This window comes from Bacillus sp. FSL M8-0166, assembly GCF_038008825.1.
GTDB classification, from domain to species: Bacteria; Bacillota; Bacilli; order Bacillales; family Bacillaceae; genus Bacillus; species Bacillus safensis.
This window is the reverse complement of sequence record NZ_JBBOZZ010000001.1, coordinates 2,917,572-2,944,521: the sequence shown is the minus strand read 5'-3', so window position 1 is coordinate 2,944,521 and position 26,950 is coordinate 2,917,572. Positions and strand designations below refer to the sequence as shown.

Annotated in this window: 26 protein-coding genes, 1 pseudogene and 1 riboswitch; of the genes and pseudogenes, 4 read left to right on the top strand and 23 right to left on the bottom strand. The window is 41.4% G+C overall.

The annotated features are described in order from the left end of the window. Positions 1-282 precede the first annotated feature (282 nt). From licT to NSS92_RS15165, 9 genes are all read right to left on the bottom strand, one after another. Positions 283-1,116, bottom strand: coding sequence for a BglG family transcription antiterminator LicT (licT, locus tag NSS92_RS15205; protein WP_340868986.1), 834 nt, complete (start codon positions 1,114-1,116; stop codon positions 283-285). Between the two features lie 235 nt (positions 1,117-1,351). Further along, positions 1,352-2,167 (bottom strand): YwqG family protein, encoded by an 816-nt coding sequence (locus tag NSS92_RS15200; protein ID WP_340868984.1) that lies wholly within the window; start codon positions 2,165-2,167, stop codon positions 1,352-1,354. A 166-nt stretch (positions 2,168-2,333) separates the two neighbouring features. Then, a complete protein-coding gene (locus NSS92_RS19485; protein WP_404841210.1) occupies positions 2,334-2,789 on the bottom strand; it encodes a methyl-accepting chemotaxis protein in 456 nt (151 codons plus the stop codon). A 534-nt stretch (positions 2,790-3,323) separates the two neighbouring features. Further along, positions 3,324-4,058 (bottom strand): energy-coupling factor transporter transmembrane component T family protein, encoded by a 735-nt coding sequence (locus NSS92_RS15190; protein ID WP_267586973.1) that lies wholly within the window; start codon positions 4,056-4,058, stop codon positions 3,324-3,326. Next, complete coding sequence (locus NSS92_RS15185; RefSeq protein WP_340868980.1) at positions 4,048-5,646, bottom strand: ABC transporter ATP-binding protein; 1,599 nt, start codon at positions 5,644-5,646, stop codon at positions 4,048-4,050. The genes NSS92_RS15190 and NSS92_RS15185 overlap by 11 nt, the downstream gene beginning before the upstream one ends. Next, the gene (locus NSS92_RS15180) at positions 5,621-6,220 is read right to left on the bottom strand and encodes an ECF transporter S component (protein ID WP_025093768.1); all 600 of its coding nucleotides are present in this window, start codon (positions 6,218-6,220) and stop codon (positions 5,621-5,623) included. Before NSS92_RS15180 ends, NSS92_RS15185 begins: the two co-directional genes overlap by 26 nt. Continuing rightward, positions 6,217-6,903 carry a thiaminase II gene (gene tenA / locus NSS92_RS15175; protein ID WP_267586975.1) on the bottom strand — a complete coding sequence of 229 codons (687 nt, stop codon included), beginning with the start codon at positions 6,901-6,903 and terminating at the stop codon, positions 6,217-6,219. The genes NSS92_RS15180 and tenA overlap by 4 nt, the downstream gene beginning before the upstream one ends. An 87-nt stretch (positions 6,904-6,990) precedes the next feature. Beyond that, positions 6,991-7,094, bottom strand: a riboswitch (TPP riboswitch). A 56-nt stretch (positions 7,095-7,150) separates the two neighbouring features. Continuing rightward, positions 7,151-8,278 (bottom strand): hypothetical protein, encoded by a 1,128-nt coding sequence (locus NSS92_RS15170; RefSeq protein WP_340868976.1) that lies wholly within the window; start codon positions 8,276-8,278, stop codon positions 7,151-7,153. 142 nt (positions 8,279-8,420) lie between these two features. Next, on the bottom strand, positions 8,421-9,077 hold the full coding sequence (locus NSS92_RS15165) for a type 1 glutamine amidotransferase domain-containing protein (protein WP_267586977.1): 657 nt from the start codon (positions 9,075-9,077) through the stop codon (positions 8,421-8,423). Positions 9,078-9,332: 255 nt separating this feature from the next. On the opposite strand from NSS92_RS15165, the gene NSS92_RS15160 reads away from it, so the two are divergent. Further along, entirely contained in the window at positions 9,333-9,497 is a 165-nt protein-coding gene (locus tag NSS92_RS15160; protein ID WP_003214630.1) for a hypothetical protein, read from the top strand. A 34-nt stretch (positions 9,498-9,531) separates the two neighbouring features. On the opposite strand, the gene NSS92_RS15155 is transcribed toward NSS92_RS15160, so the two are convergent. The 11 genes and pseudogenes from NSS92_RS15155 to NSS92_RS15105 all read right to left on the bottom strand — a co-directional run bounded on the left by NSS92_RS15155 (position 9,532) and on the right by NSS92_RS15105 (position 19,859). Beyond that, a complete protein-coding gene (locus NSS92_RS15155; RefSeq protein ID WP_034281380.1) occupies positions 9,532-9,903 on the bottom strand; it encodes a DUF1304 domain-containing protein in 372 nt (123 codons plus the stop codon). A 5-nt stretch (positions 9,904-9,908) separates the two neighbouring features. After that, positions 9,909-10,163 (bottom strand): hypothetical protein, encoded by a 255-nt coding sequence (locus tag NSS92_RS15150; protein ID WP_267586978.1) that lies wholly within the window; start codon positions 10,161-10,163, stop codon positions 9,909-9,911. 205 nt (positions 10,164-10,368) lie between these two features. Then, entirely contained in the window at positions 10,369-12,750 is a 2,382-nt protein-coding gene (locus NSS92_RS15145; protein ID WP_340868971.1) for an immune inhibitor A domain-containing protein, read from the bottom strand. A gap of 189 nt (positions 12,751-12,939) precedes the next feature. Further along, positions 12,940-13,233: a putative quinol monooxygenase gene (locus NSS92_RS15140; RefSeq protein ID WP_024423933.1), complete on the bottom strand. Its 294-nt coding sequence runs from the start codon at positions 13,231-13,233 to the stop codon at positions 12,940-12,942. 25 nt (positions 13,234-13,258) lie between these two features. Continuing rightward, entirely contained in the window at positions 13,259-13,897 is a 639-nt protein-coding gene (locus NSS92_RS15135) for a nitroreductase family protein (RefSeq protein ID WP_267586980.1), read from the bottom strand. A gap of 13 nt (positions 13,898-13,910) precedes the next feature. Then, positions 13,911-14,395: pseudogene (locus tag NSS92_RS15130) on the bottom strand (MarR family winged helix-turn-helix transcriptional regulator). A gap of 152 nt (positions 14,396-14,547) precedes the next feature. Then, positions 14,548-15,849 carry a pyrimidine-nucleoside phosphorylase gene (locus tag NSS92_RS15125; RefSeq protein ID WP_267586982.1) on the bottom strand — a complete coding sequence of 434 codons (1,302 nt, stop codon included), beginning with the start codon at positions 15,847-15,849 and terminating at the stop codon, positions 14,548-14,550. A gap of 25 nt (positions 15,850-15,874) precedes the next feature. Then, positions 15,875-17,056, bottom strand: a complete 1,182-nt coding sequence (locus tag NSS92_RS15120) for a NupC/NupG family nucleoside CNT transporter (RefSeq protein WP_267586983.1) — start codon at positions 17,054-17,056, stop codon at positions 15,875-15,877. Positions 17,057-17,222: 166 nt separating this feature from the next. Further along, positions 17,223-17,894 carry a deoxyribose-phosphate aldolase gene (deoC, locus tag NSS92_RS15115; RefSeq protein ID WP_133744373.1) on the bottom strand — a complete coding sequence of 224 codons (672 nt, stop codon included), beginning with the start codon at positions 17,892-17,894 and terminating at the stop codon, positions 17,223-17,225. An 84-nt stretch (positions 17,895-17,978) separates the two neighbouring features. Continuing rightward, entirely contained in the window at positions 17,979-18,923 is a 945-nt protein-coding gene (locus NSS92_RS15110; protein ID WP_340868960.1) for a sugar-binding transcriptional regulator, read from the bottom strand. Positions 18,924-18,983: 60 nt separating this feature from the next. After that, positions 18,984-19,859 carry an aldose 1-epimerase family protein gene (locus NSS92_RS15105; RefSeq protein ID WP_340868958.1) on the bottom strand — a complete coding sequence of 292 codons (876 nt, stop codon included), beginning with the start codon at positions 19,857-19,859 and terminating at the stop codon, positions 18,984-18,986. Between the two features lie 237 nt (positions 19,860-20,096). Here NSS92_RS15105 and NSS92_RS15100 point away from each other — a divergent pair, with 237 nt between their 5' ends. After that, on the top strand, positions 20,097-21,920 hold the full coding sequence (locus NSS92_RS15100; RefSeq protein ID WP_267586986.1) for an acyltransferase family protein: 1,824 nt from the start codon (positions 20,097-20,099) through the stop codon (positions 21,918-21,920). A 16-nt stretch (positions 21,921-21,936) separates the two neighbouring features. Here NSS92_RS15100 and NSS92_RS15095 read toward each other — a convergent pair whose 3' ends face one another. Then, on the bottom strand, positions 21,937-22,371 hold the full coding sequence (locus tag NSS92_RS15095; RefSeq protein ID WP_340868955.1) for a hypothetical protein: 435 nt from the start codon (positions 22,369-22,371) through the stop codon (positions 21,937-21,939). Positions 22,372-22,536: 165 nt separating this feature from the next. Then, positions 22,537-23,349 carry a sugar-phosphatase gene (yidA, locus tag NSS92_RS15090; RefSeq protein WP_340868953.1) on the bottom strand — a complete coding sequence of 271 codons (813 nt, stop codon included), beginning with the start codon at positions 23,347-23,349 and terminating at the stop codon, positions 22,537-22,539. 312 nt (positions 23,350-23,661) lie between these two features. Here yidA and NSS92_RS15085 point away from each other — a divergent pair, with 312 nt between their 5' ends. Both NSS92_RS15085 and NSS92_RS15080 read left to right on the top strand, forming a co-directional pair. Continuing rightward, the gene (locus NSS92_RS15085) at positions 23,662-24,021 is read left to right on the top strand and encodes a MerR family transcriptional regulator (protein WP_039182663.1); all 360 of its coding nucleotides are present in this window, start codon (positions 23,662-23,664) and stop codon (positions 24,019-24,021) included. Positions 24,022-24,151: 130 nt separating this feature from the next. Next, a complete protein-coding gene (locus NSS92_RS15080) occupies positions 24,152-25,135 on the top strand; it encodes a Gfo/Idh/MocA family protein (RefSeq protein WP_340868951.1) in 984 nt (327 codons plus the stop codon). Positions 25,136-25,176: 41 nt separating this feature from the next. On the opposite strand, the gene NSS92_RS15075 is transcribed toward NSS92_RS15080, so the two are convergent. Next, entirely contained in the window at positions 25,177-26,691 is a 1,515-nt protein-coding gene (locus NSS92_RS15075; RefSeq protein WP_340868949.1) for a methyl-accepting chemotaxis protein, read from the bottom strand. Positions 26,692-26,950 lie beyond the last annotated feature (259 nt).

The following is a 26,950-nucleotide window of genomic DNA, read 5'->3' as shown; positions in this document are numbered from 1 at the left end:
CTAAACATCCATTAATGTCCGAGATATAGCAATTCAGACATTAATCGATATTTAGGTTTTGCCTGCTTAACCAGTAACAATCCTTCATAGCGATTGATCGTTATTTAATTTTTATAAGTCTTTAGATATAAAAAAACCTAAATCATGCCTTATCAAAGATAGGGACAATGATTTAGGTTTTGCCTGCTTGACCAGTAACAATCCTAAAAGATTGTGGGTTATTTAGTTTATAGTTATAAATTATCATGTTAATTTTGTGATGTCAACGCTTTCTTTTTAAATTTATTTTCTTTTTATTACTCTGTCTATATGCAAAGTTAAATATAGCATTTCATCTTCTATGAGACTTCGGTTGTATTCTTTTTGAACATAATTGTTAATTTTTTCTGCGCACTGAAAAGCTGCGGTGTTTTTCTCTTTTACCACTTCATACAGAAATTCATTTTGATTTTCCATTTGTGTTTCGTTAAACAGACGCTGCCCGAAAAACTTCAAATGCGTAACAAAACGGAAATAATTTAATGATTCCTCGTCCAAATCAATTTGAAAGTGATACTTAACGATGTTTAAAATGTCTTGAATGAGTTTGGTGATTTGAATAACGTTTGGCATTTCTTCATTGAGCTCTGCATTGACAATATGCATGGCAATAAAGCCGGCTTCATCCTCAGGAAGATGGATGTTGAGATTGTTCTCAATGATCCGAATAGCTTCTAAACCGCATCTGAACTCATCTTTATACAGCCGTTTGATTTCCCAGAGCAAGGCATTTTTGATGTCCATTCCTTTTTGATGACGTTCAATGGCAAAGGTGATATGATCCGTCAGCGTCACATAGATGCTGTCATTTAAATTTTTGTTAAGGGTTGTTCTCGCATGCTCAATAATCGCCTCACACACTTGCATATACTCAATTGGAATATCATAAAGCAGGGTTTTGAATTTTTCTGATATATCTTTATTTTGAATAGAAAATACTTTTTCGATACGTTCTTCGTCAATCGGGTCTCCACTTTTCTTTTGAAACGCGATCCCTCTGCCCATAATGACCAGCTCATGCTGCTCGTCATCATATGCACTGACAACATTATTATTAATTACTTTCGAAATAATCAATTGATACCCCCCAGTACATTCCGCTTTTTCGAGCATTTTATCGTTGATTGATATGTCATGTTATTATTATTTTCAAAAAAGAGGACTTTAAGATGATTTTACATTTTTTTTTGATACGGTCAACTAGAAAGAATGACATATTACCTCTCAAAAATGACGAAATAGGGGCAAAAATGTCTAAAAACATATACAAAAACACTCTATATAGAGTGTTTAAAGTGTGTTTTTTACAAAATCAGGAGCAGTCCCAATTATAGACGACATTCTCGAAATTTTTTCGTTTAAGGTCTTCTGGTTTGATAAAAAAGTTGGCAATACCGCAATCTCCCCACATCAGATCTACTTCATCATCTGAGTCAATTTGTAATAACAGAACGGTATGTTCTTGATCTACATAGGTACGCGGATCTTCTTGTGTAAACCCTGGATACCCGCCCAATTTGTGACCAAAGCCACTCGCTGTTTCATAAAACTCATCCAGCAGGGCATCTGCTTCATCGCCATTAACACCATCTGCATCTTCGAATAGGTCCCAGCTGTTCTTTCCTGTGACTTTTTCAAAACGGAAATCTTCTACACTGATCGTTTCGCTTGCTAATTCACCTGTAATCGCGCCTTCCTTCGTAACAGGAAAATAAAAATCATCTGGAATTTTCACAAAAGAAAAATCAGTCATTAACTCTTCTTCTGCCAAGAAAGGTTCCTCAATAAATTTGATGCGAAAATCTTTTTGCTCTGTTTTATGGTCAATATTCATCCCATAAAGATCATCATGCACAGAAATAAAAACTTGCAAAAGTCCTGTTTCTGGATAATCCTTCAGCTTGGGAAGCTGGCCGAAATTAATTTGTGCCAAAAGTTTCATAGGATGTCCTTCGCCGTCAACTGGATATTCGTCGTTTTTGGGGAAGTAAGGATCACCAGCTATTTTGCTGTCGTATGGTCCTGTTTTTCCTTGTTTCATCTGCAATTGAATCATTGGTTTTTCAGTTTCATCTAACAACTGACGGTAGGGTGCAAGTATTTCCTGCAGCTTTGCTGATTGTGTCACGATGATCTTCCTCCTTGAATAGGTCTAATGACAAAACTTGTATCTCTTTTTCAATCATACAGAAGTGTACCCTGCCTGTCAGTGATAAATCGGTCAAAATCCTAACAAGTTTCTCTTCTTAACATGTAAAAAAACCTCCGATTCAGCTGGAGATTTTGTCGTTCTTTTATTTCACTTGATAGTTTACTAAGTCGTTTGCTAATGCTTTCATCGTTTCGTTTGTTTCGTGAAGACCTTCAATAATTTTTGTAAAAGTGCCTACTAGCTCTGCCTGATGCTCAGAAGAAGCGACAATTTGCGCAATTTCTTCTTCCATTCCTTTGATCGATCCCTGCACATCTTTTAGGGCTGTTTCAATATCAGTCGTCGCCTGTTTCGCGTGAGTTGACAGCTTTCTCACTTCTGTTGCGACCACTCCAAAGCCTGCTCCTGCTTCCCCTACTCTTGCAGCTTCTATTGATGCGTTGAGTCCAAGTAAGTTTGTTTGATCAGAGATACCTTTGATGAGATTGGACACTTGATTGATTTTAGAGGAATTTTCGACAGTGGTTTTCGTATTTTGTAGAATTTGTTCACTTGTCGCTTGTAGTTCCTCTGAATGTGCGGCAACCTGCTGTACCATTGCGACTAGTTTTTCGGAAGCTTCGTTGCTTTCCGTCATGATGTGATCTAATCGTTGTTGATTCGTTTGGTCATAGGCCACACAGAAGGCAGCAACCACTTGACCTGATTCATCAGTAATTGGAACGGCTACGATATCCATTGGAATCCCGTATACTTCTTTCGGAATTTGGATAAACGATGGTTCTCTCCCATTTTTCAGCATCGCAAAGTTTTGGAATCCAGCATCTACTGTATCACCAGCTTTAAATCCTAAATTAATATTCCCATGCTGCTGATAATAAAGAACCTTCTCTTTCCCTAAAACAGAAAAGGTTAGCTGCTCTCTCATAGCGAGTCCAATGATTGGTAAAGCATCTATTATGTTATCGATTCTCTGTGACATTCGCTTACGTCCACCCTCTCTTTTTCTCAGTACACCTTCTTTATCGGTTCGTTATATGATCTATTACAGCCTGTAATGTGCACTAATATCAATCAAATGACCTAAGACATATAAAAAGCCCACATTCTATCAAGAGAATGTGGGTGTTTTTTAAACAAAGGAAATGCACATAAAGACACTGATACCAATGAGAAAAAGATACATATAGTCAATCCATGAGGTGCTGATGATATGATAATACGTTCGCTCTCTCGTCCCTGTGAAGCCCCTCGCTTCCATTGCAATCGCTAAGCGTTCTGATTTTCGTACGCCTTGCGTAAAAAGGGGCAATGCATAACGCATAAAGGCTTTCCAGCTGTTTTTTTGCTTGTAGCCTCTGATTTTATGTGCAGCCTTCATTTGTTTTAATTCACTTTGAAATAACGGAATAAACCGGAAGCCGGCAAGCATTCCATACGCCCATTTTGGGGACATTCGGCATTGGTGAATCAGACTCATCATAAATGCCGTCAAATCTGTTGTGGACGTAAAAAGGAGACCAAATGTCACAAATCCAAGCATTCTGAAAGCGATGGTGAGCCCATTTCTTAAACTCTCCTCTGTGATATGAAACCACGCCCACTTCCAAACGGTATGATCCCCCTTGCCGAAGGCCGCCATCATCCAGAACACGAGAATAAAAAAGAGCAGATAAGGGACAAGCCTTGTAACGAGATACTTCATATTCCACCCACCTAAAACAACTCCAATGCCAAGAGCAAACAGCCAAATGATAAAGGTTGTTTTAGGGTCGGAAATCGCCATAAGACAGCACATCGCAAGCAGGTGAGCGAGTAATTTCATGACTGGATTCACAGTGGAGAGAAAGGAGTGATTACTTTGCAATCGTCAGCACGTCCTTTCTTTCAGCCGCATAGCGATAATGTAAAGGTGCTCTCAGCTGATAAGCATCGACAAGTTCTTGATTTGAAAATAAATCATAAGGGGTGCCATCATACACATGCTTCCCTTGATGAAAAAGAAGCACTTGATCGGCACACTCATCCACAAGCTCCATATCATGTGTGACCATCACAATGGTAGTGCCTTGGCGCTGACGCTCTTTTAAACGCCTCATTAATTCCTTCGCCGTTTTTTCATCCTGCCCGAAAGTCGGTTCATCTAACAGCAATACATCTTGATCAAAGAGGAGCATCGTGGCAACACTCAATCTTCTTTTTTGCCCTAAACTTAAGGTGAAGGGATGTGCTTTTGCATGCTTCTCTAAACCGAACTCTTTCAGCAGCTGTACCGTTTTTTCTTGTACGACTGATTCTGGCCAGTTTCGTTGTCTGCCGCCAAAGGCAATTTCATCGAATACTGTGTCTTGTATAAATTGAAGCTCCGGATTTTGAAATACAAAGCCTGCTTTTTCATAGAGTAGTCGGTCAGACCATTTTTTAAGGTCTGTTTCTTTTAAGAAAATATGACCTTTTTTAGCTGGCTCTAAGCGGATCAAATGTTTGAGACATGTACTTTTACCGCTCCCATTTTCTCCAATAATCGCCACCCAATCTCCTGCTTTGATATCCAGCTGAAGGTGACTCATAATCCTCTTTTTCCCGTAGCTTAATTGAAGATCGTCTGTACGAATCATGGTCTTTCGGCTGATTGACGGCATTTCTGCATGCTGCTCTTTTCTTGCTTCAAAGGTTTGCATAAGGGTTTGACTCAGTGGATGAAATGGATCTTGAACAATCGTGGACCATTTCTCGGGAAATAATTTTGGCCGCCAAATCCCTGCCTCTTTCATTTCTTCCTCATATGCCGTGAGCACATCTTTTGGAGCTCCATCTGCTAAAATGCTGCCTTGATTATCTAATAAAATCACCCGGTCCATCCATTCGATGACACCATCAAGCACATGCTCTACAAAAATCATGGTCTGCTGCTGATCGGCAGCAAGCTGCTGCAGCAGTTGAAATATATCCATTCTACCTGCCGGGTCAAGCTGTGCGGTTGGTTCATCAAAGAATAGAACATCCGGCTGTAATGCCAGTAAACAAGCAAGTGCCAATCGCTGCTTCATGCCGCCAGATAAAGTGTGAATCTCTGTATGCGGATCGACATCCAGTTGGACTTTTTGCATGAGCTGCTGAATAATGTCATCCATCTCTTCACGAGGGACGGAACGGTTCTCTAAGCTAAAGGCAATTTCTTCATTGACGCGGTGCATGCAAAACTGAGAGTCTGGATCTTGAAACATGACGCCTGTATGTCTTTGTAACACCACTTCGCCCTGCATGTCTGCTTCCACATGCTCTGGAATGATTCCAGCCAGAACCGAAATGAGCGTGGATTTCCCGCTTCCGCTCGGTCCTAAAATAAGCACCTTTTCCCCTTTTTGAATCGTAAGGGAGATTTGATGCAAAACTGGCTTAGGCTGTTCATAAAAACGGACAGTCAGATCATTGCACGCGAGAAATGAATTCATGCTGTTCACCTTTGTTTCGTTTTTCTTTCATGATGGCATATTGATTCAATACACCAGTTTTGGATAGTGCGTCTACCACCACTTTCGCAAGGCATCCGCCAAGTATCATTCCACTAATGATTTGAGTCACAAGCGTCATAAGTAAAACTTGAGGCGTGTAATATCCAAAGCCATTTGCCACTAGACTGTATGCCATCGCTCCGATAGCGGCAAAGGCACCAGACAGCATCAATGTCCACATGCGATACCGTTTATAACCAAAAAGAGCGAAGGCGATTTCTGCCCCAAGCCCTTGGCATACACCAATCAGCAGAGCCGAAAGTCCAAAGTGGCTGCCTGTCAATAATTCCACAGCCGCGGCGGCTGTTTCCGCAATCAGGGCAGCCCCCGGCTTTTGAATGATATACGCAACGATTGGACTGGCAATGACCCATATTCCAAACATGATGTTTCCTCCTGCTGGGCCAACAAGTGCTGTAATCGGTAAGTAAAGCGTGGACCATCCTAAATAGATCACACCGCACGCAACGGATAAAATCACCGCAAGGACGACTTCTTTCATCTTCCACGTCATGATGAATGCACCTCCAGCTGAACTGGCCACTCTTCAACAGTGAAGGCCATTTCCCAAAACTTGTACTCGAGCTGGCAGCTTAAGATAAAGTGCTGTTTCATTTTTTCCTTTTCCTTCTCACTTGCTGCTTCCGCCAATTGATCAAGCCGCTTGCAAAGCTCACCTGTGACAGAATCAGTTAATCCTCCATAAAACGTGATCCACTCATAAAACGGATGTGACGGGTCTGGCTGCACATCAGTGAGCATTCGTTTCCCTATTTCCCAATATGTCCAAGGACATGGAAGCAGGACAGCGATGATTTCACCAAGCGTGCCTTCTTGCGCAACTTGCAGCATGTGATGAATATAGTGATGAGCACTCGGAGCCAAAGAAGCACCTTGGAGCTCATCATATGCTACTCCTGCCACTCGGCAAAGGTTTTGATGAGGGTGTGTCTCACTATCAAGGACAAAAGCCATTTGTTGATGGAAAAAGGTAATGTCCTCTCTGTCTGTACATCTGCTAACGGCTGCCGCATAAATTTTAATAAAGGCATTTAAATATTCTGCATCCTGTTTGACATAATGAATGATCTGTTCCTTTTCGAGTTCTCCTGCTGCAAGTCCTCTCACAAACGGATGCTGATAAATCGCTTCAAATAATGGTTCTGCTTCTTGTCTTAATTGAGTTGAAAATGTCATAAAAAAAGCCTCCTCTTCTTCAGTTGAATAAATGAAAAAGCCACCCCAAATGGAGCGGCCTTCTTATCAATTCATTCATGAATAAGACAAGGTCCAGCTCCACTTCCCTCCGCTAGTACGAACTAGATCAGGTTCAAAGGGTCCAAGATTTTCTCTTGTCTCAGTCATACATGACTCCCCTAGTGGACTTTTGTCATTTAATTATCTTTACTCTACACATGTGGCGATTTGATGTCAACCGCCTTTCTTAATTCAACGTTCTGATTGTTGGCAGCTTCTCGATCCCAGCTGCATAGTAGAAATTCAACACACTGAAGAAATCAATCGGCTTTCCTGTTTTTAAATCTACAGCTAAAATATGATCACCGTAATTTGTCAAATCATCAATATCTAAACGCCTTGGCGTTGTCTTTCCGAGAGTATCAACAAAGCTACTATGGTAGTACTGCCCGCTAGCAAACGATGATTCATGATACATAAATAAAGTCTCCACATCTAAGTAGACGAGAATGGCCTCTGAGGAACTTGCGTATGGAGCAGAGTACGACACTGGTGCCGAAATACTTTTCACTTTCACACTGTCAACAGAATGAGTTCTCTGGTCATATTTTCCATCATATGAGAAGTAAAACACACGCTCCCATTTATAATCGGCGGTCTTAGATTGTTTGTTATACACTTTTGTACCATTTGCGAAAACATCCCCATTGGCATACGCAGCGACAAAGTATTGCAATGTTGATGACAGGGATTCAGCACCTGTGAAATTTGGTGGGTTTTTTGCATTCACCTGTAATGTATATGAGTCTCCAAAGTCTCCACCGCTGGTAATACCAAACGCATAATCACCCGCTGGTAAATTGCTTAACGCAAGCAGACTGCCTGCCGGTTGAATAAGATCCGTTGGATAGGCTTGTCCTGCTTCAAAATCAATAACAAATAATTGAACAAAATAATCAGCATTTGGAGAGGTAATCCTACTGATAAGTGCCTGAGGGGACGATGTGCTTAAGAACCATAAATCAACTGGATCTTCCTCGTTTAAAACTGCCGATTGATTAATAGCCAGCCCATCAATAGAGCGAACGGCAGACGTCCGCATCTTTCCATCTGCAGCCGCTTTTCGTTTAATACTTATTCCCTTTTTCTTATCTACTTTAAATGATTTTTTTACTTGCTTCTGTTGAACCGCAGTCCCTTTATCCTGCTTTTCAAACGACTCTTGCACTTGCTGAATCGCTTTTTCCGTCAGTAGTGATTGTTTTCCATTTGATTTCGGTGCTTCTTCTGCTTTTAATGCTGGTGAAAACAAACCTGTTGCGACGAGTAAAACGGACAGTAAAGCGGCGGTGATTTTGACATAAAATACTCTCACAGGAACATCCCCTTTTTCCTCATTTGGGTTTTTTACCCTGTGATTATTTTACCATTATTCTAATCATTGTTTTGGTCTTTTTTAGGACATTTTTATAACAAAAAAAACCAGCCGCATGAGTAACGGCTGGTTTTTGATCGTTTTATGCAATAGTTTTGACAAACAAGCGTGCTGTTTCTGCACTTGATCCTGGGTTTTGTCCAGTAATGATTTGACCGTCAACTACAGCAAATGGCGCAAAGGCATCTCCTTTTTCAAACGTTGCCCCCTGCTCACGAAGTTTTGTTTCCAATAAAAATGGAACCTTTGATGTCAGCTGCACGGCTTCCTCTTCTTCGTTTGTGAAGCCTGTGATTTTTTTACCTTCGATAAATGATTTGCCATCTTGGTCCTTCACATCAACGAATGCTGAAACGCCATGACAAACGGCTCCGATCGCACCATTTTTATCTGAAACCGCTAAGATCGCATCCGCTACCAGTTGATTAGACGCAAAGTCGATCATAGGGCCGTGTCCTCCAGCAAAGAAAATGCCATCATAATCAGCTGGATTCACATCTGTAAGCGCCTTTGTGTCTTGAAGTAATTCATACACATCTTGATATTGCGCTGGGACACCTTCAGGAATTGAATTTTTGTCAATTGGTACAGTGCCACCTTGAATAGAGACAATTTGTACTTCTAGTTCATTTTCTTTAAAAATATGAAATGGCTCTGCCAACTCTTCTAGCCATAAGCCTGTTGGATGTCCATTCATTTCCGGGCTGCTTGTCGATACTAATAACACTTTCTTACTCATCTTGATCATCCTTTCGATTTATCATGTGGCTATTTTATATTTTGCACAATTAAATATCAAGCAATATGACTTCGGGTCAGCTCTTTATGTTATACCCGATTTTCTAAAAAATATGGTATAACTCCAAATCTAATCCATAAGTCACATTCTATCGGTAGGGAATTTCATGTAAAATTGTCATTGAGTGATATGATATGAGGAAAGATTGACATATCTCTCGTCACATGAGGGGATTTTTAAAGGAGTGGAAAACAGATGAAAACCTATTCGATTGTGATGATCATCATCACGCTCTGTATAATATTGGCCGTCTTTTTGATGAACCTAACGGGGGTCATGTACGGAAAAATTATTTTGGCCGTTGCCGTTGCCCTTTGTCTAACATCCATTATTCGTTTGATGGGTCTTCGAAAAAGATAAAAGCCGCCCTCACTAGGGGCGGCTTTATTTAAGATTAGATCGCCAGCATCAGTGCAATGAGTGCAAGCAGCGCTGGTACTCCTTGTTTGATGATAATTGATTTATTGGATGTTACACCGCCAAATACTGCTGCGATGATCACACAAAGAATGAAAAACAGCTGAATCATATATCCAACGGTATTCGATCCAAGAATGAGCCCCCAAATGAGTCCTGCCGCTAAAAACCCATTATAAAGCCCCTGATTGGCAAACATTACTTTGACATTTGGATCTTTTTGCAAGTGTTCTGGCAGCTTAAAAGATCTCTTCGCCATCTTTGATTCCATAAAAAACATTTCTAATAACATGATGACAATGTGTTCTAATGCGACAATTCCTACTAAGATCATTGCTAAAATATTCAATTTAGTTAATTCCTTTCTGATAGACGTTCACGAATCTCTATTTTGTCCGTGTATAAATCAAAGTCTTGTATTAATTCTAGCACTTCTGTAAAGCGACTTTGTGGAATGTCTTTCATTTTTCTCACGCCGAATTCCTTTTTAATAAAAGCCATGATGGTATTGATATGAAGCTTACCGTGGCCATCATACTCCAAATGGCTGCAAAAAGTCTGCATCGTTCCTCGAATCACCTTTAATTGCTTGGCAGTGACACAACTCATTGGTAACGCTCATCCTTTCCTTTGTTTTAACAGCTAAAAAGAATCATGGTTGAAAGAAAAACCTTCCAGTGTCTATTATATAATGGTTTCATTCGGATATCAAAATAAAAAAGAACAGACATTCGATAAAAAACCAATCGTGCCCTCACAATCCTTTTCTCACATATCAAAAAGCCGGATTCAATGATAGAATCCGGCTTTCTATTTAGTTACTTTTCGAAATTAATACCTTTCCAACAGAACGATCCTTACTTTGTCCAACGACTTTAAAAGATAACCCATATGTCGGTACATCGCGTCCTGCATCTGGGTTGTTTGGATTGACATAGTTCTTTTTATCACTAAATGTACGAGCCGGGCGAATGTAGCGATCTTGCAAAGTTAAGCCCGTTGTTGCTGTATAATCTATATTCAGCTTCGTACTTGGATTCAGAGAGAATGCTGCATCATGTACTTGGAACCCTGTGGCGGCAATGGAACCGTCACTCCATTTTAATACTTGCTGGTCTGCATCTACTACGCCAAGGAAGCCGTTCCCCGGATGCTTTCCAACCCAGTTATCACTGTATGATTGATCGACATACCACACGACCAAACCGTTATTATAGCTCATCAGACTTGCACCGCGTTTAATATGCTTTAAGCCTTTATCGACATCAGCATAAGAGCGCCACTCTAGTAAATAGTATTGTGCTGCATATTGTTTTCCATTAGATTTTGAGAATCCATTAAAGGTAAAAGTAGATGTACCCTCGGCATCATCTGACCATACTTTCGTTCCATCTGCTGTGACGTTCAGATCATCTACGAATAAGCCTGGAAGTGAATAGCCTGCATCAGTTGTGTAACGGAATTGCAGGTCGATTTTCTTCCCTGCATAAGCAGACAGGTCAAAGGATGCATCTACCCAGCCTTCTGATTTTCCGTCGATGCCATTGCCTTCGTTTGCACCTGCTTCATTTCGATCATTCGTGATGTTACCCGCGATGGTCTTCCATTGATCAGTCCCCGTTTCACGCACTTCTACATACGCATAATCATAATCTTCTTCAATATCGTACCATGCTTTAAATGTCAGCTCTGCTTTGCTTCCCTTCGACAAATCAATACCTGTTGTCGTCATGGTTGCATTCAAATTGTCACCCGTTCCGCTGAAGTATGAATATTTCCCTTGAGCAGGTGTCGTGACGACAATCTCTTTATCTGGTAAATCGACTCGAACGGCATCATGGTTCGTTCCTTTTGTTGCTGCTTCATCAATTAATACTGTTTTGCTTTTCTTTAATGTTTTACCATCGATGGTTTGTCCAGAAAGCCAGTTGCCCCCATGCAGATTTTGAAGCATTTCTTTCGCATATGGGCTAAAGCCTGTTGGTTCCGTACCAGGAACTTTACCTGCCCAGCTTCCGCTTGACATGATCGACCAGTAAGAAACGGGCTCTCCTGTGCCTGTGTACTGTGTATCGTACTCGTCAGGAAGACCAAGATCATGTCCGAATTCATGTGTGAATACACCTGCTGCGCCATCTTCAGGCTCAATGGTGTAATCCAATGCGCCTAATTTCCCGCCTTGTCCGACTTCAGATTCAGTGTCCGGAATTTCAAATACATCACCAAGTGACCAGCGGTGTGACCAAATCGCATCAGCGCCGAGTTGTCCGCCGCCTGCTTCTTCACCTACACCGGCGTGAACGACCATCAGATGGTCAATGATGCCGTCTGGTTCGTTATAAACACCGTCGCCATCAATATCATAGCGGTCCCATTGATCATACTCGCCGAGATCAACATTCGGATCTTTTGCTGCTGCTTCGAGTGCTTCTTTCACCAATTCGCGCGGTCTGCCGTCACTGCCTGAATCGTCAGGTACATTCCCGCCGTAATAAGCTGCTTCATGCTTTGCTGTATACCATCCTGCAACTGTTCCACTGACTGTGTAACTGCCGCCGGACTGCTTTTCATAATATTGCTTCATGGATACTTTTCGTTTCCCATCTGGACCGATGTAGCCATTTTTTCCGAAAAGCATATCTTGGTAGTGCTGTTGATCGTACTTGTCATAGTACATATCAGTCTCTTCTTTTTTGATACTATTATGCTTATAATCTTTAAAATCGACTAATAAAACCAATACCTTATCATTGCGGACGTCACCTTTATACTTTTCCTTTTTGACCGGTTTTACTTGATTGCCTTCTTTTCCTTTATGCTTCTTTAACTTTTTCTTTTTGGCAAGTTTGTTATGTACCTCTTGTTTATATTCTTTCAGGAATTCAGGCTCTTCTGTTAATGTGCTGGCACTTTGTTTCATAGCCGATTCTTCTTTTTTCTTTAGATAGTTCTTTAATGCTTTTTGGGTTTCTGCCTCATTGGCATTCTTTTTAATCTTTCCTTGTTTTTTCAAGGCTTTGATGAGACGGTCTTCATTCACGACACTTGAGTCAAATGGAATACCTGAATAATGACCGCCATCTGAGGATGTTGATTTTTCTGTGGAGTGGGCAGATAGAGGGGTGCTGAAAGCTGTCAATGTGCCAAAACTTAGGACAGCAATTAGTGCAATTTTCGTCCATTTCCCTTTTTTCATATTGGTTCCTCCCTAATTTGGTAATAAATAATATCTAATTCTAGCATATTCCAATATATTTAAGTCGAAAAACATTTTATTTTCAGAAATTTTGTGGAAAATGCACAATACGGGATTGTAATGGGTGGAACCATATGTTGAAAATAAAAGAACCCTAGGCGATAACCGCCTAGGGTGTTTGTTGTTTTTCTATGAAAGCTGCTGGCCTTGAAAGGCAACCACGTCAAGGGGAGCGGCTAAGAATTCTTTTGCCTTCGCTACGAAAGCTTGGAAATGAGCACTTGCATTATGGCTCTGAACCGCAGCGTCATCTTTCCACACTTCTACCATTAAAAAGGTATTTTCCTTTTCTGTATCCTTGAACAGCTTGTAGGAAACATTGCCTTCTTCAGCCTGTGAAGCTTTCATTAATTCGTTGATTTCTTCTAAAAATACGTTTTCTTTTTCTGGATGAATGGTCATCCCTGCATGAATAATAATCATGTGATCGTCTCCTTTTGAAAAGATATTATTTCCACTCAGCAATACGATCAACCGGTAAGCGGTAAGATGCATAGCCTTCGTCAGCTGCTTTCCCAATTGATAGCAGCATTACTGGTACATAACGTTCTTTATCCCAGCCAAATGTTTCAGCGATGACTTCTTTATCAAATCCGCCAATTGGATTTGTATCATAACCGTGTGCACGTGCAGCAAGCATAAGCTGCATAGACACAATCCCACCGTCAATTAAAATTGTTTCGCGGTTCACTTGCTCTGGAAGAACCTCAAAGTGTGCAGTTAATGCAGCAATTTGTCTTTCTTTCACTTCTTGCGGCATGTAGCCATGTTCTACAGCTTTTGAATAAATTTCTTCTAAATATTCATCGCTTTTCATATCTGCAAAAACTGCAATGACAGCTGCTGATGTTGACACTTGTGTTTGGTTGAATTTTGCAAGTGGTGCAAGCTTTTCTTTTCCTTCTGGGCTGTCAATGACCATGAAGCGCCAAGGCTGTGCATTTACTGATGATGGTGCAGTTGCTGCTTCTTCTAGAATCTCTGACATTTCTTCTTTGCTGATTTTCACAGATGGATCATAGTTACGAATAGAGCGGCGCCCTTTCATAATTTCCATAAAATCGTTTGTTTTTAATGTTGTTGCCATGTGTAACACTCCTTTAGGTTGTTTGAATCTTTTCGATGTTTTGTTGGATACGGATGAGCACATCAGTGAGAAGCCTTCGTTCTTCTTCACTTACGTTTTCAAGCATTTCTGAGATAAATCGTTCTTTTTCTATTTTAGAAGCTTCGATTCTTGTTCTGCCTTCTTCTGTTAAGCGGACAAGTGTGACTCGATTATCTTCTGGTTTTCTTCTGCGTGTGACCATTCCTTTTGTTTCTAGCTGTTTTAAGTGACGTGTCACAGCTGCACCATCAATATTTACTTTTTTCTGCAAATCTGATTGGCTGATTTCATCGGCTTGGAATAACAGCGATAGCAACTCAAGTCTTGATTGACTGATGCCCGTACATGCTTCGAACTTCACGCCCATCATACGGTTCACGCACTGCAAACGATATAATACCTCTGCCTCTTCAGAGCAAAATGCAGTCAATGCCATCCCCTCTTTTCTATTCAGAAATCAATTACTTGATATATCAATCATTGACTCGTCAATTAATATACACCCATTGTTTGATGATTGCAAGAGGTTTGTTTCATAAAGTGAATTTTTTTATTTCAATAGAAAAAGACGAGCTTAAAAATGACCATAAAAAAAGACAAAAGCGACGAATCACTTTTGTCCTTTTTCTTTATTCAGTAATGACCGTGTGGATCAAAGTTGGTGCATCGGCATGATCAGCGATACGGATGTTGTCATAAATTTTCTCCATGACATTTGCAACATCTTCACGATTCGCATGCAGAGTCACAAGTGAATCTCCTTTTTCAACACGATCGCCCACTTTTTTGTTCAGCATGATGCCGACAGATAGGTCGATATCGTCCTCTTTTGTTGCGCGTCCTGCTCCAAGAATCATCGCTGCAACACCGATTTCGTCCGCGACGATTTCAGCTACGACACCTGATTCTTTGGCAGGTACTTCGATTTTGTAAGGTGCTTGCGGCAGTTTTTCAGGCTGATCCACAATCGAGCTGTCTCCACCTTGGTTTTCTAAGAATTCCTTGAATTTCTCAAGTGCTTTGCCGTTTTTCATCACTTCAATCAGCTTTTCTCTTGCTTCATCAAGTGTGTCTGCCTTTTTCGCAAGAACGACCATTTGACTTCCTAATGTGAGCACAAGCTCGTTTAAGTCTGCTGGACCTTCGCCTCTGAGTGTGTCAATCGCTTCTTTCACCTCAAGAGAATTTCCAATCGCTAATCCTAACGGCTGAGACATATCAGAGATGACAGCCATCGTTTGTCTGCCTACGTTGTTTCCGATGCGAACCATTGCTTTTGCAAGCTTCTCAGAGTCTTCTGGTGTTTTCATGAAAGCACCTGCGCCTGTTTTCACATCAAGTACGATGGCATCTGCACCAGCAGCAATTTTCTTACTCATAATGGAGCTTGCAATAAGCGGAATTGAGTTAACAGTTCCGGTCACATCACGAAGAGCATACAGCTTTTTATCAGCTGGTGTCAGGTTGCCTGATTGGCCAATGACCGCTACTTTATGACGGTTCACAAGCTCGATGAATTCATCTTTTGTAATTTCTACGTGGAAGCCTTTGACCGCTTCAAGCTTGTCCACTGTACCGCCTGTATGTCCAAGGCCGCGCCCAGACATTTTCGCAACAGGTACATCTAGTGCTGCAACAAGAGGAGCGAGTACAAGCGTTGTTGTATCGCCTACACCGCCTGTTGAGTGCTTGTCTACTTTAATACCTTCAATGGCAGACAGGTCAATTGTATCTCCTGAATTCGCCATAGCGAGTGTTAAGTCTGCACGTTCTTGATCCGTCATATCTTGGAAGAAAATCGCCATAGCCAAGGCACTTGCTTGGTAGTCAGGAATTGTTCCATCCGTATAACCTTTGACAAAGAAAGAAATTTCCTCTGAAGATAATTCTTTTCCGTCACGTTTTTTCGCAATGATATCTACCATTCTCATTGTTTTCACCATTCCTTTTTTTAAATTAGAAAATTAAACCGACAACGCCTGCTGTTAAGAAGCTGACAAGAGTTGCACCGAATAACAGCTTTAATCCAAATCGTGCGACGACGTTCCCTTGCTTTTCGTTTAAGCCTTTGACTGCTCCAGCAATGATACCGATAGAAGAGAAGTTCGCAAATGATACAAGGAATACAGAAATGATCGCTTCTGTACGAGCAGTGAAATGCAGACCGTCTCCAGATAGAGCGAGCATCGCAACAAATTCGTTGGATACCATTTTGGTTGCCATAATGCTTCCTGCTTGTACCGCTTCGCTCCAAGGTACACCAACAAGGAACGCAAATGGAGCAAAGACATATCCAAGTACTTCTTGGAAAGAAACACCAATGACTGCTGTAAAGATACCGTTAATCATCGCAATTAATGCAACGAATCCAATCAACATTGCAGCAACAACAATCGCTACTTTGAAACCATCCATAATGTATTCGCCAAGCATTTCGAAGAAGGATTGTCTTTCTTCCTCGACGACTTCAAGCATGTCTTCGTCCTTAGACACTTCATATGGATTGATGATTGATGCGATAATAAATCCACCAAATAGGTTCAGCACAAGTGCTGTAACCACGTACTCTGGTTTAATCATTTGCATGTACGCACCAACAATCGACATCGATACCGTCGACATTGCGGATGCACATAATGTATAAAGACGCTGCTGAGGTAATAATCCAAGCTGTTTCTTAATAGAAATAAAGACTTCTGATTGACCTAAAATCGCAGACGCTACTGCGTTGTAAGATTCTAGTTTCCCCATACCGTTTACTTTACTAAGCAAATATCCGATTCCGCGTACGATAAGCGGAAGAATACGCCAATGCTGCAGGATACCGATTAACGCCGAGATAAAGACGATCGGCAGTAAAACGTTGATGAAGAAAGTGGACGCTTTATCATTCATTAACCCGCCAAATACGAAGTTGATTCCTTCACCGGCATAGCCTAGAAGCATTTGGAATCCTTTTGCAAAGCCTCCGACTAGGAAGTTTCCAACACCTGTATTGAGCAGAATATAACCTAAAATAAATTGCAGTACAATCATGACAATTACTGGACGGAATTTCACTCGTTTTTTCCCATTACTAGCCAGCCATGCAATGGCGAGAATCACTAGCAAACCGATGATACCAATCACGTATTTCATGTTTTTCCTCCTTGAATGAATTCGTTTACATTAATGTGCTTGTATGGAACAAACCCTATTTCGTAAACAAAACGCGGAAGAAATTCCCAGAAGTGAGATCCTTCCGCATATGACTTTTTCATCATTTATGAGTCATGAATGTTATCCTACCATAGGATCGTATGAATTAATAGTCTTTCGAAGGAGCTGATTGGTCCCCTTTGATAATGGAAACGCCTGCACTTGCGCCAATACGGGTGGCACCTGCAGCTGTCATTGCCTCAACGTCTTCTTTGGTTCTCACGCCGCCTGATGCTTTCACACCGATGTCAGGTCCTACTGTTTTACGCATTAATGCGATGTCCTCAGCAGTCGCACCGCCTGTACTAAATCCAGTCGATGTTTTCACAAAATCAGCGCCGGCTTTCACTGAAAGCTCACAAGCTTTGACTTTTTCTTCATCAGTAAGTAAACATGTTTCAATAATGACTTTTACTAATGCTTTGCCTTTTGCTGCGTCTACAACTGCACGAATATCTTGTTCAACCACATCATATTCGCCGTCTTTCAATGCCGCAACATTGATGACCATGTCCACTTCTGTTGCACCGTTTTCAATCGCATCCTTTGTTTCGAATGCTTTCACCGCTGTTGTGTTGGCGCCTAACGGGAAACCGATGACTGTACATACATCAACACCTGTTCCTGCTAGTTCTTTCGACGCAAGAGAGACCCAAGTTGGGTTCACGCAAACAGATGCAAATTGATGAGTCTTTGCTTCTTCAAGTAGCTGCATAATTGCAGCTCTAGATGTATCTGGTTTTAGTGCTGTATGATCAATGAGCTTTGCTATCGTCATGCTTCACACTTCCTTTTAATTATGATACTTTCATCATATATGACGGATGAACAATTGTAAACATACTTATGAAATTTTGTTCATCTATTTTGTGACATTTAAAAGATCCCTCGCTGTGTGCTGATCGATGATCAATACATTCGCATATTTTCCTCTTAGTGCGCCGTGTATAGAAGCCACCTTTCGATGACCGCCAGCGACAAGAATGGATCGTTCTTTTGTCCTTAATTCATCTAGCTCCACGCCAATTGTGCGATTGTTAATGGCTTCACTGCAAATGCGTCCATCTTGATCATAAAAACGCGAGCAAATGTCTCCGACACTGGATTCCTTGAGGAGCGCTTTTTCTTCTTCACGGAAATAACCTAGTCTAAACAAAAGTGCCTCATCTCTTACCGTTCCAACAGTAAACACAGCGATATTCGCCTGCTTGCCCATTTCGATAATTCGCTGAATATGCCTGTCCTGCTCAACCATCTCTTTGACAGCAGCACTATCAAATACAACAGGAAGCGGCAGATAGCGCGGTGCTGTTTGAAATGCCTCAGCAAACAGCTGGATGGTTTCCGCGGAATATGTATTCACGTGAGAGTGGCTGATTCCGCCCTTGAGCTGGACAACCTCTACACCTTTTACCTGTTTAGGTTGTATCTTTTGTGCAATTTGATACATAGTCGTTCCCCAGCTCACGCCAACGATATCGCCGTCTTTCACCGTCTCTTGCAAGTAATCTGCACCAAATCGGCTCAAATAATCGGTGATGGTTGGATAGTCGTCCTTTGGCGAAAACACCACATGAGCTTCGAGCAGGTCATATTTTTCCTTAAGCAATGAAGAAAGCTCATTTAAATCCTCAAACGGATCCATCACCGTAATCTGGACGTACCCCTTCTCTTTCGCATATTGAAGCAGCCGAGATACAGTCGGTCTCGACAGGTCGAGCTGTTTGGCAATTTCCTGCTGGCTGTAATCAGACAAATAGTAGAGCCTTGCCGCTTCAATACTCAGCTGTTGTTTCTCTCGATCCATTTATACGCCCCCTTTTTTCTTCTATCATAACAAATTGTTCACCTCATCATGCACAAATGTTCATTTGAAGAAAATTGTATAAGCGGCATGAAAGGTCTCATTCTTTTCTAATGTTTGAATACCAAACTTCTCTTTATACTGCCCATTCGTCCCTTCCATATCGGCGATGCCATACCAAGGCTCAATACAAACAAAAGGAGCCATCGTTCCTTTTTCTTGATCATAAGGTGACCAAATGCCAACGAAAGGAAAGCCAGTGAGATTGACCTCAACTCCGTGACCTGATCCTGAAGTCAATGACACTCGATTGATATGACTAAAGATCATCGCATCATGCTGAAAAAGCTCTGGCCGAAGCTGGATCGGCTCAAGCTGAATGCCTTTTTCTTTCTCCCTGACAAGTGAATTCCTCAGTTCATATTGCACAGGGAGATGTTCAATGGAAGGTGTCAATGTGAGTGAATAATCTGCTGTTTGCTCGCCTTCAACAAGAGGAATACGAAATGCTGGGTGCCCTCCAATGGAGAAGTACATCGTATCCTCTCCGTCATGATCAATTTCCCAGGAAATCGTCAGCCCATTTTTCAATAGTTCATAACGAATTCGCGCTGTAAATTCATACGGGTATTGCTTCACGTGCCTTCCTCTTGATTCATATTGAAAGGTCACCGTATGCTTCGTTTCTTCATATAAATCAAAATTCACATCACGCAAAAATCCATGCTGCGTGAGCTCAAAGGTTTGATCGTCCATCTTGTATTGATCATTCATTAATCGCCCAACAATCGGAAATAAGACAGGCGACACCCTGCCCCAATAAGCTGGGTCACCAGACCACATATAGTGACGCCCGCTTTCCTTGTCAAGCACCTCCCTGACTTCCGCTCCCTTTTCATGAATCTGAACCAATAACTGATCATTTTCGATCGTTCGCATTCAACACATCCCCTTTCCTTCTACTTTTATTATGACAGGGATTTTGGTTTTGAGTATCAAATTCGACATCTCTTAACCCACCAATTCTTTTTTCGTATAAAAAATTTTAAAAAAGACAGAAATTCGCCAACAAAATGTAATGCTGATTCGTCTAATCTTATATAAAATAAAAGAATCGTTGTTCTTTTGAATGAACAACAAAAAGAAGCGTTTGACATTGATGGGGGATTCATTTTCATGAACAGCAAGGAAAATCGTTTTCGTTATATTTTAGGATTAGATGGACTAAGAGCCGTTGCTGTATTGGCAGTCATTGCTTATCACTTACATATCGGACCCGCAAGCGGCGGGTTTCTTGGCGTTGATTTGTTTTTTGTCATTTCTGGTTACTTGATTACGACGATCTTGTTACATAAGCAGGATTTAGGCTATCAAGAGCTTTTGCCATTTTGGATGGGACGAATCAGAAGGCTTCTTCCAGCCGCTTACGTCATGATTTTTATAACTGTCAGCTGGTGCACGATTGCTGGTTCAAACGCATTATTGTCCATTCGTGGCGATGCCATATCGTCCTTTTTTTATGTCAGTAACTGGTGGTACATTTTTCACCAACTCTCTTATTTCGATAGCTTCAGTGCTCTATCTCCGCTGAAAAATTTGTGGTCTCTGGCAATAGAAGAGCAATTTTATATCATCTGGCCGGTACTGTTGATTGCAGGGCTGAAATGGGTAAAAAACAGATCCCATCTAACTATGATCACCTTTGGACTTGCACTTGTCTCCGCCTTATGGATGGCGATTCTTTATTCACCAGATACCGATCCAAGCAGGGTTTATTATGGAACAGATACTCGTGCATTTGCGCTCCTGATTGGGTGCAGTCTGGCATTTGTGTGGCCTATGCAAAGACTATCCAGCAAAAAATTACTTCCTGTTGGCAGACGTATTTTACATATTGCCGGGTTCGGTTCGTTTGCGGTTTTCCTTCTTTGTGTTTATGCAGTGGACGATTTCGACGGCTTTCTCTATCAGGGCGGCATGCTTTTATTCTGTCTGAATGCGGCCATTTTAATTGCGTGCGTCTGCCACCCTGCAAGTCTTATAGGGAAATGGCTGTCGTTTCAGCCGCTCGTCTGGCTTGGTAAGCGGTCTTATGGTATTTATCTGTGGCATTATCCCATTATCGTACTGACCACACCGGTCATTGAAATTGGACAGCCTTCCATATCGCGTGTCACATTGCAGCTCATCGCCATTTTACTGGTTGCTGAGGCTTCCTATCGCTTCATCGAACAGCCGATCCGCCAGCATGGCTTTAGACAATATTTTTCCTCTTGGTCTATTTGGAAAAAAGGAATCAAACAGTGGTCTACATCTAATAAGGTGTTCCTTGGAATTACCGCAGCTCTTTTAATCTTATTTATCATTGGCATGTCTAACTCGTCCACTTCATCCCCACATGTGAAGGAAGTGACGCAAATTAAGACAGCACCGAAAAAAACAGTTGAACCATCGGAATCAAAAGCGAAGAAAAAGAAAGAAAAGAACGAGAAAAAAGCAGCTGATCAAAAACAATTTCACCAGGTCCTTGCCATTGGTGATTCTGTCATGTTAGACATTGCGCCGAATCTTGAAAAAGCATATAAACAAATCACCATCGATGGGAAAGTTGGCAGACAGATGAACGAAGCCGTCAGCATCGCCCCTCAATACTCATCATTTAATCAATCTGATGCCGCTGTTATCATTGAACTTGGCACAAATGGTTATTTTACCGAGGACACGCTGAAAGCATTCATTCAAAACTTTTCAAAGGCACATATTTTCCTAGTGAATACGAGAGTTCCAAGGTCATGGGAAAATGATGTGAATGCGGTAATTCAGCGAGTGGCTGATCAACATCAAAATGTTACCTTGGTTGATTGGCATTCAGCTGCCACAGGACAGCCATCCTATTTTCAGCCTGATGGTGTTCACCTTTCAAAAAAAGGGTCTGACACATTGACACAGCTCATCACAGCGAGCATCAAGAAAAAAGGGGATGTATCGACGTCATCATAAAAAGACTAGCAAAATGCTAGTCTTCTTTTATGCCGGCCGTCAAAAGGCTGGCCCTCACCGCTAATGCCTGCTCTTTCTTTGTTTTTTGATCCATCAAAGCAAAATGACCGTTCTCAAATGTTAGTGAAAATAATTCTTCAATATGAAAAATACCTGGTTGAAACAGCCTGCTCAATAAATGCAGAGCCGCAGCACAGGCGACTTGAGCCGTTGCTTGAGACTCGTCGTGCCCTTTTATTCCAAGCGCTGCATGATGAACCTTTTTCCCATCCGTCCCTGCCGCTTCCACTTTGACCGCATATTGATCTGTTCCCACTTGAGAAGATTGAATCATTGAAATGGCTCGATCCTTCATCTTCGGTAATGTAAGGAACGACGTCAGTCCAAGGCTCCTTGTGAAGGCCAATGCACCCGTCGCTAGACGTGAATCAAAACAAAGCCTTGTCGTCACAGCTGGCACATGAAGTGTGGAAGGCAATGTCTGTTGATCAGAGAAGGGGAATCGATAGGCAGACCGCTTTCCAAGCTGTCCACCAATAAACAGCAGACGTATGCTTGTTTATTTTTTCTCCAATATATAAAAAAGCGGCTACCGCACTGGCAGACCGCTCTTTTCTTATTTTCCTAAAACCAGCTCATGCAGGACATGTGCTACTCCGGCTTCATTATTAGATTTTGTTACAACATCAGCTACGGCTTTGACATCATCAATGGCATTTCCCATAGCGACGCCGCAGCCCGCAAACTCTAGCATTGAGACGTCGTTCCCGTTATCCCCAATAGCCATGACTTCTTCACGAGGAATTCCCAGCTCCTTCGCTAGAAGCTTCACGGCATTTCCCTTACTCACATCAGGATGCAGGATTTCAAGGAAGAAATCTGTACTTTTCACCATCATATACTTTTCCTTCACTTCAGATGGGATGGCTTGTATCGTTTTTTCCAAACGTTCTGGCTGATCAATATACATCATCTTCGGAAGTCTCATCGATGAATCTGCCTCTTCAACAGGTAAATATTTAAGCGAAAGTTTTGTTAAGTAGGATTCAAGCACTGTGTATTCACTAATATCGCGATTTGGTGTGTATAAATTGGCTGAATCGAAATAATGCATCGGTGTATCCAGCTGACGGCTCAATTCATATAAAGAAGTTAAGTCATCATAGGATAATGTCAGCTCTGACACCACTTCATTTGTATGGCTGTTTTGAACAAGCGCCCCATTATAGGCGATGACATAATCTCCCTCTTGATCAAGCTGAAGATCAGCTAAATAGCGGTTCACCCCGCCAATTGGCCGGCCTGTACATAAAACAATTTTAATTCCTTCTGCCTTTGCCTGTTGAATGGCTTCAAACACTTCATCCGTCACCATATGTTGATCATTTAATAACGTACCATCCATATCAATTGCGACTAATTTATACATTCACTGGTCCCCTTTTCTCAGCAAAAACGTGCTGTCACTATTTTGAGTGATCATCTACATGATCACATGCTATTCATCATACTATTTACCTAATTTAGCCTATCGTTTTTTCCTCACGATGTCTACTTGTTCATATCTGTAACAAAAAATCACTTTCTCCTAATCTATTATAACGTATTCTATGAAATCTGCTGTGAATAGATCAGTTCTCCCATTTTACCTATATGAAAAGGAACAAATGTTCATCGGAGAATATTTTGAAACTAGCAAATCTAATTGTATGATGGATAGCAAAGAAAGGAGGTGCAGGGAATGATTACGTTTACGAGAGGTAAATTGTCAAAAATGTCTGGTGTACATATTGAAACCATTCGTTTTTACGAAAATGAGGGGGTGCTCCCAGAACCAAAGAGAGCACATAACGGCTATCGTCTATATGATAAAAAATATGTACTCATGTTATCATTTATCACCGAAGCGAGAAAGCTAGATTTCTCCCTTAAAGAAATTCGTGAAATTATCAAATCACTTTTCGAAAAACAGTCAAAAACAGAAGCTGAACAGCTGCTCGAGCAAAAAGTCGAAGATATTCAACACTCTATTCAAGAGTTAAAAAAGAGGAAGGCTGCCATTCAATTGTTAACAAAGCAAACATTAGCAAACATCAGCTGATTGTAAGGGCTGTCAAAGGTGTGCCGGTGTTGGTCACTGGCACACCTTCGCTCAGGTATCTCAGTACACGTCCAATGAAAACATCGGTTATACTAGAGACAGCTTAAACGAGTGGAAGGGGTTTTGGAGAATGAACATCGCAACCATCGGAACAGGTATCATTGTGGAAGGCTTCCTGCAAGCGATTGAACAGCTCGAAGGTGCTTCTTGTCACGCTGTCTATTCAAGAAAAGAAGCAACGGCAAAGAAGCTCGCAGACAAATTTGGGGTACAGACAACTTATACAGATCTAACCGCTATGCTAGAAGATCCAAACGTAGAAGCCGTTTACATCGCATCACCGAATCGTTTACATAGCGAGCATGCAACGGCTGCATTGAAACACGGAAAACATGTGATATGCGAAAAGCCTTTCACCTCTAATGTTAAAGAGCTGGAAGCCTTAATCGCTCTCGCAAAGGAAAAGCAGCTTCTCCTATTTGAAGCCATTACAACCGTTCATATGCCAAACTATCATTTAATCAAAAAACACCTTCATCAATTAGGTAAAATCAAACTGGTTCAATGCAACTATAGTCAATATTCAAGCAAATATAATCAGCTGCTTGCCGGCGAAACGCCAAATGTCTTTAACCCTGAGTTCTCTGGAGGAGCGTTGATGGATATTAATATCTATAATGTCCATTTCATCATGAACCTCTTTGGATCACCGGAGCAGGTCCGCTATCAGGCAAACCGCCATCCAAACGGTATTGATACATCTGGTGTTTTGACGTTCACTTACAATGATTTTATTGCGACAAGTGTCGGCAGCAAGGATACAAGCAGCATGAACTTTGCATTGATTCAAGGAGAAAAAGGCTTCATTCATGTGAAAAATGGGGCGAATGGCTGCGAGGAAGTGCTGCTGCATGTTGATGACAGGGTCATCTCTCTCAATGCACAAACGAATCCAAACCGTCTGTTTTATGAGGCAGAGGCTTTCCAGCAGATCATTGAAACAAAAAATCATGAACAGTGCTATGCCCTGCTTGATGAAAGTCTCTCTGTGATGAAAGTCCTTGACGCTGCAAGAAAAGATGCAGGTATTGTCTTCCCAGCAGATCAATTTTAATGAAAAAACCGCCTTCTACACGAGAGGGCGGTTTTTGACGATTAAATGCTCTTTGAAAATGCCACAAGACGCTGAGACATGTGATTCACTTCATCGACTGCAGCATTCACTTGCTCTGTTAAAGCAGCCTGAGTTTGCGTAAGAGCTGTCATATTCGAGATATTATCAAGAATTTCATCAATTTGTGTTTTCATTTCCGTTAAACTGGATTCGATATTTTCCGTTGCATTGGCACTATGCAGCGCCAGCTTCCGTACTTCATCTGCAACAACAGAGAATCCGCGGCCCTGTTCACCAGCTCTAGCTGCTTCGATTGCAGCATTTAGACCAAGCAGGTTCGTTTGGTTCGCCACTTCTTTGATTAAGTCAGAAATATTTTTCGTCTCATCAGCACTATTTTTTGCTAGATTTGCGGCAGATGTTGACTGCTCTTGAGCAACAGCAAGCTCCTGTGCTTGATTTGTCACAGAGCTAATGCCCGATACCATCTCGCTAATAGAACTTGAAAGCTGTTCTACTTGTGACGCCATTTCATTCGCTGTTTCCTCTTTGTTTTTTTCTAACGTGATGTCACGAATGGTTCCTGCCACACGAAGAGGCACACCTTTTTCATCACGAATGGTTTCACCACCTGCATGATACCAGCGGTACTCACCATTTTTACTTTGTAATCTGTAATCAATGTCGAATGGTGTGCGGCCAGAGTGGTCATTTAAATGATCTGCAAAAGCTTGGAGAGCCATTTCTTGATCCTCAGGATGCAGACGATCGCTCCAGCTGCTTAACACGTTCGGGAAATCTTTTTCGTCAGTAAAACCAAGCGTTTTTCTGAACTGCGGAGACCACCAGAATTCGTTACTTGGATTGACTGGATCGCCAGCCTCTACCACCATGTCCCAAGGAGCTTCGACAAGCGCACGGTTGATTAAGTCATATCTTGTGACGAATGCTTGCAGCTCTTCTTCTTTCAATTTCTGATCATGAATATCAAAAAGTGCTCCTGCCACACGAAGAGGGACACCATTTCGATCACGAACAGTCGTTCCAGTTGCTTTGAACCAGCGATAATCTCCGTTTTTCAACTTCAAGCGATATTCGATATCATAAGGCGTACGCCCAGAATGATCCAATAAATGCGCAGAGAAGGCATTTAGGGTATATTCTTGTTCATCCGGGTGAATTCGAGATGCCCAGCTGTCTAATAGATTCGGAAAATCATGCTCATTTTGAAAGCCGAGCATTCTGCGGAATTCATCCGTCCATGTGAATTCATTTTTTGGATTGACCGGGTCTCCAGCGATAACGACCATATCCCATAAGCCAACTTGAATGGCTTTTGTCACTAAATCCAGCCGCATTTGAATATTTTCATTGGCATCCTGCATCTTTTGCAAAGCTTCATTAATTTGTGCCACTGCTTCTATCGTTTGGCTAGAAGAGAATGCAGCAGTATCTAATCTTGCTGAAAGGTCTCCCTTTTCAATTCTTTCTACTAATTGGCTGCTTTCACTTAGAAGGGTTCCAGCCGATGAATCATTTGCTTTTCTCTTAAACATTTTTCATAACTCCTTTCAACTCTAATGCTTTTGAAATATTTTACAGTTATAAACAATTCTTTATTAGGACTTTAGTAATACAAATGATATATCGACAAAAACTGCAAATTGTTTATGTCAGAATGAAGGCAAATGTTTATTTTTTCATGAGGTTTCATATGTTGGATTTGGATGAAGGAAGTGTTTTATGGAGATATGTGGGTAAATTGATAGAATCAACCGTCTATTTTGTCTGAAAAATCTCTTTTTTTATATTGAC